Annotated in this window: 13 protein-coding genes; 3 read left to right on the top strand and 10 right to left on the bottom strand. The window is 72.6% G+C overall.

Going from position 1 to position 13,338, the window contains the following annotated elements:
- Positions 1-8 precede the first annotated feature (8 nt).
- Complete coding sequence (locus MNY62_RS18625; RefSeq protein ID WP_242345741.1) at positions 9-776, bottom strand: RNA methyltransferase; 768 nt, start codon at positions 774-776, stop codon at positions 9-11.
- Positions 777-805: 29 nt separating this feature from the next.
- Between MNY62_RS18625 and MNY62_RS18620 the strand changes: the two genes are divergently transcribed.
- From MNY62_RS18620 to MNY62_RS18610, 3 genes are all read left to right on the top strand, one after another.
- Positions 806-1,765 (top strand): phosphoribosylaminoimidazolesuccinocarboxamide synthase, encoded by a 960-nt coding sequence (locus tag MNY62_RS18620; RefSeq protein ID WP_242345740.1) that lies wholly within the window; start codon positions 806-808, stop codon positions 1,763-1,765.
- Positions 1,766-1,775: 10 nt separating this feature from the next.
- On the top strand, positions 1,776-2,516 hold the full coding sequence (locus MNY62_RS18615) for an alpha/beta fold hydrolase (protein WP_242345738.1): 741 nt from the start codon (positions 1,776-1,778) through the stop codon (positions 2,514-2,516).
- Between the two features lie 524 nt (positions 2,517-3,040).
- Positions 3,041-3,607 (top strand): HNH endonuclease, encoded by a 567-nt coding sequence (locus tag MNY62_RS18610; protein WP_332842342.1) that lies wholly within the window; start codon positions 3,041-3,043, stop codon positions 3,605-3,607.
- A 299-nt stretch (positions 3,608-3,906) separates the two neighbouring features.
- On the opposite strand, the gene MNY62_RS18605 is transcribed toward MNY62_RS18610, so the two are convergent.
- The 9 genes from MNY62_RS18605 to infB all read right to left on the bottom strand — a co-directional run.
- Positions 3,907-4,431: a hypothetical protein gene (locus tag MNY62_RS18605; protein ID WP_242345737.1), complete on the bottom strand. Its 525-nt coding sequence runs from the start codon at positions 4,429-4,431 to the stop codon at positions 3,907-3,909.
- Positions 4,432-4,437: 6 nt separating this feature from the next.
- Positions 4,438-5,757: an adenylosuccinate lyase gene (gene purB, locus MNY62_RS18600; RefSeq protein WP_242345736.1), complete on the bottom strand. Its 1,320-nt coding sequence runs from the start codon at positions 5,755-5,757 to the stop codon at positions 4,438-4,440.
- A 15-nt stretch (positions 5,758-5,772) separates the two neighbouring features.
- Positions 5,773-6,216, bottom strand: a complete 444-nt coding sequence (gene dut / locus MNY62_RS18595; RefSeq protein ID WP_242345734.1) for a dUTP diphosphatase — start codon at positions 6,214-6,216, stop codon at positions 5,773-5,775.
- Positions 6,217-6,282: 66 nt separating this feature from the next.
- A complete protein-coding gene (gene pnp / locus MNY62_RS18590; RefSeq protein WP_242345732.1) occupies positions 6,283-8,451 on the bottom strand; it encodes a polyribonucleotide nucleotidyltransferase in 2,169 nt (722 codons plus the stop codon).
- Positions 8,452-8,720: 269 nt separating this feature from the next.
- Positions 8,721-8,990, bottom strand: coding sequence for a 30S ribosomal protein S15 (gene rpsO / locus MNY62_RS18585; protein ID WP_242345730.1), 270 nt, complete (start codon positions 8,988-8,990; stop codon positions 8,721-8,723).
- Positions 8,991-9,102: 112 nt separating this feature from the next.
- Positions 9,103-10,053, bottom strand: coding sequence for a tRNA pseudouridine(55) synthase TruB (gene truB, locus MNY62_RS18580; RefSeq protein WP_242345728.1), 951 nt, complete (start codon positions 10,051-10,053; stop codon positions 9,103-9,105).
- Complete coding sequence (gene rbfA / locus MNY62_RS18575; protein ID WP_242345727.1) at positions 10,050-10,418, bottom strand: 30S ribosome-binding factor RbfA; 369 nt, start codon at positions 10,416-10,418, stop codon at positions 10,050-10,052. Before rbfA ends, truB begins: the two co-directional genes overlap by 4 nt.
- A complete protein-coding gene (locus tag MNY62_RS18570) occupies positions 10,415-10,846 on the bottom strand; it encodes a DUF503 domain-containing protein (protein WP_242345725.1) in 432 nt (143 codons plus the stop codon). Before MNY62_RS18570 ends, rbfA begins: the two co-directional genes overlap by 4 nt.
- A 238-nt stretch (positions 10,847-11,084) precedes the next feature.
- The coding region (gene infB, locus MNY62_RS18565) for a translation initiation factor IF-2 (RefSeq protein WP_242345723.1) at positions 11,085-13,338 on the bottom strand (2,254 nt) is incomplete at its 5' end.

Raw genomic sequence — 13,338 nt, 5'->3', positions numbered from 1 at the left:
CGGGTTCCTCACCTCGCGCGGTCGCGCAGCGTCCGCTCGAGCGCGCGCACCGCCGCGACGAGGAGCTCGACCTCGCGTTGCGTGGGCTCCGCGCGGGCGAGCAGGCGGCGCAGGTCCGCGAGGATGTGCTCGGGGTTCTGCGGGTTCAGGTAGCCCGCCGCGCCGAGGAGCGCCTTCAGCCGGTCCCACAGCGCCTCTACGGTCGCGTGCCGCGCGGGCTCCGCCGCGGCCGGTTGCGGCGTGGGAGCCTGGCGCGGCCGGCCGATCTCATAGGCGAGCACCGCCACGGACTGGGCCAGGTTCATCGAGTCGTACGCCGGCGAGGTCGGGATGGAGCAGACCGCCTGGCAGAGCTCGAGCTCCGCGTCGGAGAGCCCGCGCCGCTCCTGCCCGAACACGATCGCGACCTCGCCCTGGACGCTCCGCCGGGCGACCTCCGCCGCGAGGCCGGCGGGATCGAGGAAGGGGCGCCCCTCCACCGCGCGCGAGGTCGTGCCGCAGGTCCAGACGGCCGGGCCGAGCGCCCCGCGCAGCTCCGCGTGGACCTCGGCGGCCTCCAGGACGTCCGACGCCCGCCGCGCGAGGCGGCGGGCGCGCGCGAGGACGTCCTCCCGGGCGGTGCCCGGCCCCCCGCTGCGAGGAGGCCCCGCCCAGGACGGCGGCGCCACGATCGCCAGGCGGGACAGGCCGAAGTTCTTCATCGCCCGGGCGACGGCGCCGATGTTGTCGGCGCTCTGCGGGCGGTGAAGGACGATCCGTACTTTTCCCGGTTCCATGTGAGGGCGCGACGTATAACATCCCGCCCATGATCCCGGACGACAAGCTCCGCGCTCAGCTCCCCCACACGCTCCGCCAGATCGACCTGCCCGCGCTCGGCGAGCTGTACCGCGGCAAGGTCCGCGACAACTACGCCCGCGGCGACGAGATCGTGATGGTCACGACCGATCGCATCTCCGCGTTCGACCACGTGCTCGGCACGATCCCGTTCAAGGGCGAGGTGCTCTCCCGCCTCACCGCCTTCTGGTTCGAGAAGGTGAAGGACCTCGCGCCGACGCACGTCGTCGACCTGCCCGATCCGAGCGTCATGGTCGTGAAGCGCGCGAAGCCGCTGCCCATCGAGATCGTGATCCGCGGCTACATCACGGGCTCACTCTGGCGCGACTACGAGGCCGGCAAGGCGGGCGCCTACGGGATCGAGTGGCCGAAGGGGCTCCGCAAGGACCAGCGCTTCGACCGGCCCATCATCACGCCCTCCACCAAGGCGGAGTACGGCAAGCACGACGAGCCCATCAGCGAGAAGGAGATCCTCGCTCAGGGCCTCGTCTCGCCGGAGCTCTGGCGCGAGGCGACCACCATCGCGGAGCGGCTCTTCCAGCGCGGGCAGGAGTGGGCGCGGAGCCGCGGCCTCATCCTCGTGGACACGAAGTACGAGATGGGGACCATCGCCGGGAAGCTCGTGGTCATCGACGAGATCCACACGCCCGACAGCTCCCGCTACTGGGTTGCGGACGGCTACGAGGATCGGTTCGCGAAGGGCGCCGAGCAGGAGATGCTCGACAAGGAGAACATCCGGCAGTGGCTCATCAAGGAGCACGGGTTCTCCGGCCACGGCAAGCCCCCCGCCCTCTCCGACGACGTGCGGGTGATGCTCGCGCGCAAGTACATCGAGGTCTTCGAGCGGCTCACCGGCGAGACGTTCGCGTCGGACGTGGGCTCGGTCGAGGAGCGCATCCAGCGCAACCTCCGCGCGAAGGGCTATCTCTAGCCTCCGGCGCATGCCCGCCGGCGCGACCCCGGCGCTCCTCCTCCCCGGCATCGACGGGAGCGGCCGGCTCTTCGCGCCGCTCCTCGCCGCTGCGCCGCGGCGCATCGCGCCGGTGGTGGTCTCCTACCCGGCCGACGCGCCGCTCGGCTACGACGCGCTCGTCGATCGCGTGCGCTCGAGCCTGCCGCGCGGGCCGTTCCTCCTCGTGGCGGAGTCGTTCTCCGGGCCGATCGCGATCCGGCTCGCCGCCGAGCGGCCGCCCGGGCTCGCCGGCCTCGTGCTCGCCGCGACGTTCCTGCACCGGCCGCTGCACCCGCTCCTCCATCCGATCCGCGGGCTCGTCGGCGCCCGCCTCTTCGGCCTGCGGATGCCCGCCTTCCTCGTGCGCCACTTCATGGCGGGGCGGGATGCACCCGACGCGCTCCTCCGCGAGGTGCAGGAGGCGGTGGGGAGGACGACGCCCGAGGTCATGGCGCTCCGCGCGATGGAGGCGCTCCGTTCGGACGTGCGTGACGCGCTCGTGCAGGTCGACGCGCCGATCCTCGTGCTCTCGCCGTCGCGCGACCGGCTCATCCGCACCGACGTCGGCGACGAGATCCTGGCGCTCCGCCCCGCCGCCGAGGTGGTGCGGCTCGACGCGCCCCACATGATCCTGCAGCGCGCCCCGCACGCCTGCCTCGCGCACATCGAGGAGCTCGCCGCCCGCGCCTTGCCACGCCCGCGCGCGCCGGGGCGGGGGCGCAGCCCCTAGCCGCAGCAGGGGTGGGTGGGGGCACAGTCGAACGGGCCTTCGCGGGAGGGGCGAAGTCCCTCCGGCGGGGAACCCGCGCGCACCCGCGACCGCGGGCGGCCGTCGGCGGGGCGGGGCGCAGCCCTCAGGACTCATCTCAGGGCCGACCGCCCGGAGGGCCGTACGCCGATGGACCGGCGTATGGATGCGCACATCGGACTCGGGCATCGAAGAGTTGGGATCGCGCTGTCCAGGCACGGTCCGAGCGGCCCAGCCGGGGTGGCGGGAGCGCCGAGGTCGAGCACCTCGTCGCCTCCATCCAGGCGCGCACCGCGCCGCGCGCGGGGATCCGCAAGCTCCCGGAGCGCGAGCCGGCCAAGGCGAGCGCGGCGCTGCCGCTCACGGCGCCGGACACTGGCGGGGAGCGCGCCGAGCCGTCGGGCGGAGCACCCGCAGCGCCCATGCCCGACGCGAGCCCGACAGACGCCGCGTCCCCGGCAACCCGCGAAGTCCGGAGCGAGAGGCCGAGGCGCAGGTCGGAGACCGTGGCGGTCACCGAGAGCCACTGGTCCCTCCGCGTCACCCTCGACCGCGCCTGCAAGGAGGACCTCGAGACGCTCCGGTGTCTTCTCTCGCACAAGCTCCCGGACGGTGACCTGGCGGCGGTGCTCCACGAGGCGATCCGCTGCGCCATCGACAAGCACGGCAAGCGCAAGGGCGCGGTCGCGCCGGAGCGAAAGACGAAGCGCCCGGAGGCGATGGCGGCGAGGTCCCCGGAGGCGACGTCCACGATCTCGGCGATAGTGCGCCGCTCGGTGTGGAAGCGCGACGGCGGGCGCTGCGCCTGGGTCGGTCCGGATGGGTGCCGCTGCAACAGCCGCTGGAAGCTCGAGCTCGACCACATCTGCCCTCTGGCGCTCGGAGGGCCCTCGACGATCGACAATCTACGGCTCGTCTGCCGAGCTCATAACCTGCTTCACGCCGAGAGGACCTTCGGACGCGAGCACATGGAAGGCTTCCGCCGCCACCCGGGCGACGGACCGACGCCGCTGGAGCGCGCCGGCGGGGCGCCCCCGCGTCCCGCCATGCAGCTGGGAATGCGGGCGCCGTGAGACTTGCGGGCCGGCACGACTGCGCCCGCGCCCCGCGCGCGGACGGCGCCTCGCGGCCGCGCGGGCCGGAGCGACGACGCTCCAGCCGCGGTCGGCCGAGAGCCGCGCCACCGTGGCCCAGGTCCCCGCGGGCACGCCTGTCGCGCTCTTGCTGACCGCATGACTCCGAAGGGCGCATTCCCGGGACGGGCTGCTCACCCCGTCGATGCCCCAACCGCCCCGCGCGCTGAGCCGCTCGTCGAACGGCGACCGTGGGCACGGTCGGCAGCCTCAGGATGACTGATGAGGGCAGCGCTCTATCAGAACATCGCCGCGATCTCGGCGCGCGCAGGCTCGAGGTCGTCCTCGGGCGCGAGCCACGCGGTCACCGCGAGCGGCTCGCCGTCGCGCGCCACCAGGACGAGGCGGCGGAGGTGGTCGTTCGTGCCGGGGGCGGGCGCGGGGACGAGCCAGGCGGGCGCGGCCGAGCCGCCGCTGCGCTCCCGGTAGCCGCGCACGAGCCGCTCGGCGCGGCGCGCCCGCGCCTCCCCGACCGTCTCGACCCGGACGCCGGTGAACTCGGCGAGCGCGCGGTCCTGGCGCTGGAGCGGCTTGCCGCCGCTCACCCGGACACGCCCGCGCGCGAAGGTCGCGCGCACCGAGCGGCCGCCGAGCAGGACCATGAGCGCGGCGAGCGCCGCGAGCGCGAGGGCCGCCCAGGGGGCGGCGCCGCGCAGGCCGGCGGCGCCGAGGAGGAGCGCGACGGCGAGGACGGCGAGCACGCGCGGCCGCGCCAGGCGCGACGCGAGGACCAGCGCGCCGGGGCTCCGCTCGATCCGCACCACGGCCGCCTACGGCGCCCCGAACACGCGGCGGAAGATCGTGTCCACGTGCTTCAGGTGGTACTCGAGCGCGAAGCAGGCGTCGATCTCCTCGTCGGAGAGCACGCGCTTCACGTCCGGGTCCCGCTTCAGCGCGGTCCGGAAGTCGACCTGCTCCTCCCAGACCTTCATCGCGTTGCGCTGGACGTAGACGTAGCCCTCCTGGCGCGCCACGCCCTTGCCGACGAGGGCGAGGAGCACGCGCTGCGCCTCGTACAGCCCGCCGGTGAGATCGAGGTTCTCCTGCATCCGCTGCGGGTACACGCGCAGGTTCTCGATCATCCCCGCGAAGCGGTGCAGCGCGAAGTCGAGGGCGATGGTCGCGTCCGGGCCGATCACCCGCTCGACCGACGAGTGGCTGATGTCCCGCTCGTGCCAGAGCGCGATGTCCTCGAGCGCGGCGAGCGCGTAGGAGCGGAGCAGGCGCGCGATGCCGGTGAGGTTCTCGGAGAGGATGGGGTTCCGCTTGTGCGGCATCGCCGACGAGCCCTTCTGGCCCGCCGTGAAGGGCTCCTCCGCCTCGCGCACCTCCGTGCGCTGCAGGTGGCGGACCTCGGTCGAGTGCTGCTCGAGCGTGCCGCCCGCCACCGCCAGCGCGGTGAAGAAGTCGGCGTGGCGATCGCGGTTCACGACCTGCGTCGCGGCCCCCTCCCCGCCGGCGAGGCCGAGCCGCTCCATCACGAACGCCTCGACGCGCGGGTCGACGTTCGCGAACGTCCCCACCGCGCCGGAGATCTTGCCCACCGCCACGGTCTCGCCGGCGCGCGCGATCGCCTCGCGGCGGCGGCCCCAGGCGTCGTACCAGCCGGCGAGCTTCAGGCCGAAGGTGACGGGCTCGGCGTGGATGCCGTGGCTGCGGCCCATCATCGGCGTGCGCGCGTGCTCGTGGGCGCGCTTCTTCACGGCCGCCATCACCCGGTCCACGCCGGCGAGGAGGAGCCTGGTCGCCTCGTGGAGCTGGACCGCCAGCGTCGTGTCGAGCACGTCGGAGGAGGTCATCCCCTTGTGCAGGTGGCGCGCGGCGGGGCCGCCCTTCTCCTCGACGAAGGTGAGGAAGGCGATGACGTCGTGCTTGACGGTCCGCTCGATCTCCTCGATGCGGGCCACGTCCGCCGCGGTGAACTCGAAGCCGTCGAACGCGCGGCGCAGCGCCTCGAAGTCCGCCGGCGGCACCTCGCCGAGGCGGACCATCGCCTCGCAGGCGGCGAGCTCGACGTCGAGCCAGATCCGGTAGCGGCGCTCCGGGGTCCAGATGCGGCCCATCTCGGGCCGGGTATAGCGGGGGATCATGGGGTCACCTCGGGATCACTGGCCGGTCGAGCCGAAGCCGCCGTCGCCGCGCCCGCTGCCGGAGAGCTCCCCGGCGGCGACGAGCTCGGCCCGGACGACGGGCGCGATGACGAGCTGGGCGATGCGATCGCCGCGCGCGAACGACACGGGCGCCTGCCCGTGGTTCACGAGCAGGACGCCCACCTCGCCGCGATAGTCGGAGTCGATGGTGCCCGGCGCGTTCACCATCCCCACGCCGTGGCGCACGGCGAGCCCGGAGCGCGGGCGCACCTGGCCCTCGTGGCCGGGCGGGATCTCGAGGGCGAGGCCGGTGGGGACGAGCCGCCGCTCGCCGGGGGCGAGCGTGACCGGCTCGTCGGCGCGCAGGTCGAGCCCCGCGGCGCCGTCCGTCTCGTAGCGGGGTAGCTCGAGCGGCGGGCCGCGCTGGCCCACGCGCCGCACCTTCACCGTCACCGGCATCGAGACCTCTCGACCGCGGGCGCGGGGCCCGCGGAGGGCCCCGGCGCGCGGCACGGGCTGTGACGTCTACTTGGCGGGCTCGCCCTTCGTCTCGGCGGCGCCCTCGGGCTTCTTGCCGGCGGCCTCCGCGAGCGCCTCCTTGCGCGAGAGGCGGATCTTGCCCGCCCGGTCGACGGAGATGACCTTCACGAGCACCTCCTCGCCCTCGGAGAGGACGTCGGAGACGCTCTTCACTCGCTTGTCCGAGAGCTCGGAGATGTGGATGAGGCCGTCGGTGCCCGGGAACAGCTCCACGAAGGCACCGAACTCGGCGATCTTGCGGACCGTGCCGAGGTAGGTCTTGCCGATCTCCGCCTCCTGCGTGAGCGAGCGGATCATCTTGATCGCCGCCTCGACCTTGTCCTGGCTCGGGCTCGCGATCGACACCGAGCCGTCGTCCTCGATGTTGATCGAGGTGCCGGTGCGGGCGGTGATGTCCTTGATGGTCTTGCCGCCGGGGCCGATGATGTCCTTGATGCGCTCCGGCCGGATCTTGATGGTCGTGATGCGCGGCGCGTAGGCGCTGATCGACTCGCGCGGCTGGGAGATCGCCTTCGCCATCTCGCCGAGGATGTGCTTGCGGCCGTCGGCCGCCTGCGCCAGCGCGCGCTCGAGGATCTCGCGGGTCACGCCGCCGATCTTGATGTCCATCTGGATCGACGTGATGCCCTCGGCGGTGCCGCAGACCTTGAAGTCCATGTCGCCGAGGTGATCCTCGTCGCCGAGGATGTCCGAGAGGATGGCGATCTTCTCGCCCTCCTTGATGAGCCCCATCGCGATGCCTGCGACCGGCGCCTTGATGGGCACGCCGGCGTCCATGAGCGACAGGCAGCCGCCGCACACCGACGCCATCGAGGACGAGCCGTTCGACTCCATGATGTCGGAGACGATGCGGACCGTGTACGGGAACTTGTCCTCGGCCGGCATCACCTGGCGCAGCGCGCGCTCGGCGAGGGCGCCGTGGCCGATCTCGCGGCGGCCCGGCGAGCGGAGGAACTTCACCTCGCCGACCGAGAACGGCGGGAAGTTGTAGTGCAGCATGAACCGCTTGAAGGTCATGCCGGTGAGCATCTCGACGCGCTGCTCGTCCTCGGCGGTGCCGAGGGTGGTCGCGACGAGCGCCTGCGTCTCGCCGCGCGTGAAGAGCGCCGAGCCGTGGACGCGGGGGAGGAGCCCCACCTCGGACCAGATCTTGCGGATGTCCGCCTCACCGCGGCCGCCGATGCGACGGCGCTCGTCGGTGATCATCTTCCGCATGTACTCGTACTTCACGTCCTCGTAGTAGCCCTTGATCTCCTTCTCACGGAGCGTGATGCCGGCGAGCTTCTGCGCGTCGCCGCCCGCCTCCTCCTTCAGGGCCTGGAGGAGCTCCTTCTTGATCTCGGAGAGCCGGCCGTACCGGTCGTGCTTCTCGTTGCGGGCGTAGGCCTCCTTCACCTTCTCCCAGGTGAGCGCCTTCACCTTCTCGCGGAGCGCGACGTCGTTCTTGGGAGGCTCGAAGGCGCGGCGCGGCTTGTCGCCGGTCGCCTTGCGGAGCGCGTCCTGCACGTCGAGCAGGTCCTTCACCGCGGCCTGGCCGAAGAGGAGCGCGTCCACCATCACCTGCTCGGACACCTCCTTCGCACCGCCCTCCACCATCACGATGGCGTCGCGCGAGGCGGCCATGATGACGTCGAGGTCCGCCTCGGCGCGCTGCGCGAGCGTCGGGTTCGCGACGAACTGGCCGTTCACGCGGCCGACGCGGACGCCGGCGATGGGGCCGTTGAAGGGGATGTCGGAGAGGTGCAGCGCCGCCGACGCGCCCGTGAGCGCGAGGACGTCGGTGTCGTTCTCCTGGTCGAACGAGATCACGGTCGCGATGACCTGCGTCTCGTTCGAGTAGCCCTCGGCGAACAGCGGCCGGCAGGAGCGGTCGACGATGCGGGAGGTCAGCGTCTCCTTCTCGGTCGGCCGGCCCTCGCGGCGGAAGTAGCTGCCCGGGACGCGGCCCGCGGCGAAGAGCTTCTCCTGGTAGTCGACCGTGAGCGGGAAGAAGTCGATGCCCTCCTTCTTCTCCGCGGCCGAGACGACCGTGACGAGCACGATCGAGTCGCCCATGCGGACCCACACGGCGCCGTGCGCCTGCTTCGCGACCTTGCCCGTCTCGAGCAGGATTTCGCGGTCGCCCACGCGAGCGGTCTTCTGGATCGGATTCATGTGCACCTTCCTTGCGCGCGAGGACGCCCTCGGGAGTCCCTCGCCGCGTTGTCCCGCGCGCGCCGCTGCCGCCACCGGGATCGGGAGGTGCCTCTGTTCCTCACTCCGCCGCCTCTCCGTGGAGGAGAGGCGGCCCAGTCGGAAACGGAAGCGACCTCGCGGTCTCGTCGCGGCCCCGGCCCGTGCGGGCGCGTTGCCCTGCTTCGCGCCTCCGTCGCCGGAAAGCGCGAGCGCCCCGGCGAGATTGCCGAGGCGCTTCGTTCCACCGCCTACTTGCGAATGCCGAGCTGCTCGATCAGCGTCTTGTAGCGACCCTGGTCGATGGTGCGGAGGTAGTCGAGCAGGCGCCGGCGCTGCCCGACGAGCTTCAGCAGGCCGCGGCGGCTGTGGTGGTCCTTCTTGTGCGTCTTGAAGTGCTCGGTGAGGTACGTGATCCGCTCCGTGAGGAGCGCCACCTGCACCTCGGGCGAGCCGGTGTCCTTCTCGTGCCGCTTGTACTTCGTCACCAGCTCCTGCTTCCGCTCCTGCACCAGCGCCATAGGGACTTCCTTTCGTGGGTTCGCTCCACCGCGGCGAGGGCGAAGGCGCGCGCCTCGGGCCACAGTGGGCGTTCGTGTGAAAGCGGGGTCTTAAGCCATCCGTCCGGACGAGTCAACGTTCCTCGGCGCGAGCCGCGCCCAGGTCGCCGGGGCCGAGGAAGACGCGCTGGGGCCTGAGCCCCCGCTCCCCGAGCGAGCAGATCGCGACGAGCCGACCGTCCGGGGCGAGGGCGCGGACGAGCGCCGCAGGCGCCTCGCGCTGCAGCGCGCGGCCGTGGACGAGGTCGCGCACCTCGTGCCAGTCGAGGGCGACCGGCGGGAGCACCCGCAGCGCCTCCCCCATCGGAACGATCCGCGCGGCGAGGGCCTCGCGGTCGAGCGCCTCCGCCGCCGCGAGGCTGATCCCCTCCTCGACGCGGAAGGCGCTCGCCTCGGTGCGGCGGAGCGCGGCGAGGTGGGCGGGCACGCCGAGCGCCCTCCCCAGATCCGCAGCGAGGGTCCGCACGTAGGTGCCCTTCCCACAGCGCACCGTGAGCCGGGCGAGGCGGAGCACCGGCCCGGGGGCTCCCTCGGCCGCGTCGCCCGGCGCCGCGTCGAGCGCGAGGAGCTCGAGCGCGTCCACCCGGACGCGCCGCGGCGCGCGCTCGATCGACTCGCCCGCCCGCGCCGCCTCGTGCAGCCGCCGGCCGCGGACACGAACGGCGGAGTACATGGGCGGGACCTGCTCGATCTCGCCCACGAAGCGCGTGAGCGCGGCGCGGATCTGGTCCGCGTTGAGCCCCGACGGATCGCCGGTCGCGATGACCCGGCCCTCCGCGTCCTCCGTCTCCGTCGCGGCGCCGAAGGCGACCGTCGCCTCGTACGCCTTGTCCGCGTCGGCGAGGTACTGCTGGAGCTTCACGGCGTCCCCGACGCACACCGCGAGGACCCCGGTGGCGGCCGGGTCGAGCGTGCCGGCGTGGCCGGCCCGCGCCGCGCCCAGCAGCCGCCGCACGCGCTGCACGACGTCGAAGCTGGTCGGCCCGGCCGGCTTGTCGACGACGAGTACGCCGGAGCGGCTCACGGCTCGCGCTGCGAGTCCTTGTCCCGCGCTTCCTTGAGGAGCCGCTCGATGCGATCGCCGCGCGCGACCGACTCGTCGTAGACGAACCGGAGGTGCGGCGTGTGCCGGAGCCGGAGGCCCCGCGAGACCTCGCGCTGCAGGTAGGTCGTGGCCGCCTGGAGCCCCTCCAGCGTGCGGGCGCGCTCCGCCTCGTCGGCGTGGATCGACACGTAGGCCGTGACCTCCTTGAGGTCGGGCGACATCTTCGCGCCGGTCACGGTGATGAACCCGGTGACGCGGGGGTCCTTGAGGCCGCGCGCGATCACCTCCGCGAGCCCATGGCGGAACTCCTCGGCGACGCGTGCGGGCCGGCTGTGCGTGCTCATCGGGTCTCCTCGTCCTCTTCCTCTTCCCCGCCCTCGGCGTCTTCGCCGCTCCAGCCCTCGTCCTGCTCTTCCCGCTCTTCCTGCTCCGCCTCGACGTCCGCGAGCGTCCGGCCGCCGTCCTCGCCGAGGTGATCGCCGTACGCGACGATCTCGAGGTCGCGCGCGGTGAGCTGGATCTGGCCGCCGTGCATCGACGCGACGAAGTTCGCGACCTTGTCGAGCGTCTCGTTCACGAACCCGTGGTCGTTCCCCACGGCGGTGACGCCGATGACGCTGCGCTGCCAGAGGTCGTTCTCACCCACCTCGGCGATCGACACGTTGAACTTCGCCTTCACGCGGTCGATCGCGGAGCGGACGAGGTGCCGCTTCGACTTGAGCGAGCCCGGCGCGGGGAGGTGGAGGGTGAGCCTGAGTACTCCGACGAACATGTGGCCCCCCGCCTCCGGGCGCTGCCGCGCCTGCCCGATCCGGCCTAACGTATCCCACCGGGTTCGAGGACGCTCGTCCGAGGACCACTCGGCCGGGATCCCGCGTCGGGCGGACCCGACGCAGAAGCCCGAGCCGAGGTCGGGCGCGCGAGGAGCGAGCAGCGCAGCCGTACTGCCTCCGTACGGCGAGCAGCGCAGCGACGAGCCCGCCCGAGATCGGCCGGGATCCTGCGTCGGGCTAGTCGAGGGACGGGCGGATCTCCTCGAGCTCGTACGCCTCGATGACGTCGCCCGGCTTCACGTCGCTGAAGCCGTCGATCCCGATGCCGCACTCGAAGCCGGACTGCACCTCGCGCACGTCGTCCTTGAGGCGCTTCAGGGAGCCGATCTTGCCGCTGTAGACGACCTTCCGGTCGCGCAGCACCCGCACGTGCGCCGCGCGCTTGATGACGCCCTCCGTGACCGCCGAGCCGGCGATGGCGCCGATCTTCGGGATGTTGAAGAGCGCCCGCACCTCGGCCTTGCCGAGCGGCTTCTCGCGGATGATGGGCTCGAGCAGGCTCGCCATCTCCTCGCGGATCTTGTCCACCGCCTCGTAGATGATGTCGAAGAGGAGGATCTTGACGCCCTGCTGGCTGGCGATCTGCTCGACCTTCGTCTCGGGCTTCGTGTTGAACCCGACGATGATGCCGTTGCCGGCCGCCGCGGTGAGGACGTCGGACTCGGTGACCGCCCCCACGCCGGCGTCGAGGATCTTCACCCCGACCTTCTTCGTGGCGGCCTTCTGGAGCGCCTGCGACACGGCCTCGGACGAGCCCTGCACGTCGGCCTTGATGACGACGTTCAGGACCTTCGCGCCGCTCGTCTTCGCCTTCGCGAAGAGATCCTCGAGCGTCGCCTTGCGGGTCGTGCCGAGCTCCTTCTTGCGCTGCTTCTCGGCGCGGTGCTCGGCGACCTCCTTCGCCGCCTTCTCGTCCTCGACGACGTCGAACTCGTCGCCCGCGATCGGCACGCCGGAGAGGCCGAGGACCTCGACCGGATAGCCCGGCGGGACCTCCTTCACCTGCTCGCCGCGCTCGTTCATCATCGCGCGGATGCGGCCGTAGTGGATCCCGGTGACGAGGGCGTCGCCTACGCGGAGGGTGCCCTCCTCGACGAGCACGGTCGCGACCGGACCGCGGCCCTTCTCGAGCTTCGCCTCGATGACCCGGCCCGAGGCGAGCATCTCCGGGTTCGCCTTGAGCTCGAGCACCTCGGACTGCAGCGCGATGTACTCGAGCAGCTCCGGGATGCCCTGCTTCGTGCGGGCGGAGACGGGCAGCATGATCGTCGTGCCGCCCCACTGCTCGGCGACGAGCTCGTACTCGGTGAGCTGCTGCATGACGCGCTCGGGCGACGCGCCCGGCTTGTCGATCTTGTTGATGGCGACGAGGATCGTGACCCCGGCGGCCTTGGCCGCCTTGATCGACTCGACCGTCTGCGGCATCACGCCGTCGTCCGCCGCGACGACGAGCACGACGAGGTCGGTGACCTGCGCGCCGCGCTGGCGCATCGCCGTGAACGCCTCGTGGCCTGGCGTGTCGAGGAAGGTGATCGGCCCCTGCGGCGTCTGCACCGAGTAGGCGCCAATGTGCTGGGTGATCCCGCCCGCCTCGCCCGCGGCGACGTCCGCCTGGCGGATGGCGTCGAGGAGCGAGGTCTTGCCGTGGTCGACGTGGCCCATGACGGTCACGATCGGCGGGCGGATGACGAGCTTGGACTCGTCCACCTCGATCTCCGGGATGTACTCCTCGACCTCGAAGCCCTTCTTCTCGAGGGTGAAGCCGAACTGGGTGGCGAGCAGCGCCGCGGTGTCCGCGTCGATCTGCTGGTTGATGGTCGCCATGGTGCCGCCCTGCATCAGCTTGCGGATGAGGTCGGACGCCTTGACGCCCATGGCCTGGGACAGCTCCGAGACCGAGATGGACTCCTCGATCCGGATGACCTTCTTGTGCTCGGCGCGCTCGGTGACCAGCGTCTTGGCCCCCTTCTTCGTAGGCTTCTTCTTCTTGCCGCGGATCGGGATGTACGCGCGGGCCGTGATGGCGGCCGCGAGCAGCTCCTTGCCGGTGAGGCTCTTCGCCTGCTCCTCCGACACCGGGCGGCCCGGGGCGCGGCCGCGGCCGCGCTTGTCGCGGGAGACGTCGATGAACTCGCGCTCGCGGCCGAGCGAGCCCGGGACGACCTTGAGCTCGCGGACCTCGCCGAGCGCGCGCGGCCCCGGCGCGGCCGGGAACTGCTGGCGCGCGCTCGTCGGCGGCGTCACGCGGCGCACCGGCACGAGCGGCCGCGAGATCACGACCGCCTGCGTCGAGGTGGGGCGCAGCGTGCGCGGATCGACCGCCGGCCTCGCCGGCTGCCCGGGCGCGCCGTGGGGCGCGGCCGCCATGGGAGCGGCGGGCTGGCCTGGGGCACCGCCGGGCGGGCGGACCTGCGGCGCGACGGGCGGGCGG

This window comes from Anaeromyxobacter terrae (assembly GCF_022690685.1).
In the GTDB taxonomy this organism is placed as follows: domain Bacteria; phylum Myxococcota; class Myxococcia; order Myxococcales; family Anaeromyxobacteraceae; genus Anaeromyxobacter; species Anaeromyxobacter terrae.
This window is presented reverse-complemented; position numbering and strand designations above follow the sequence as displayed.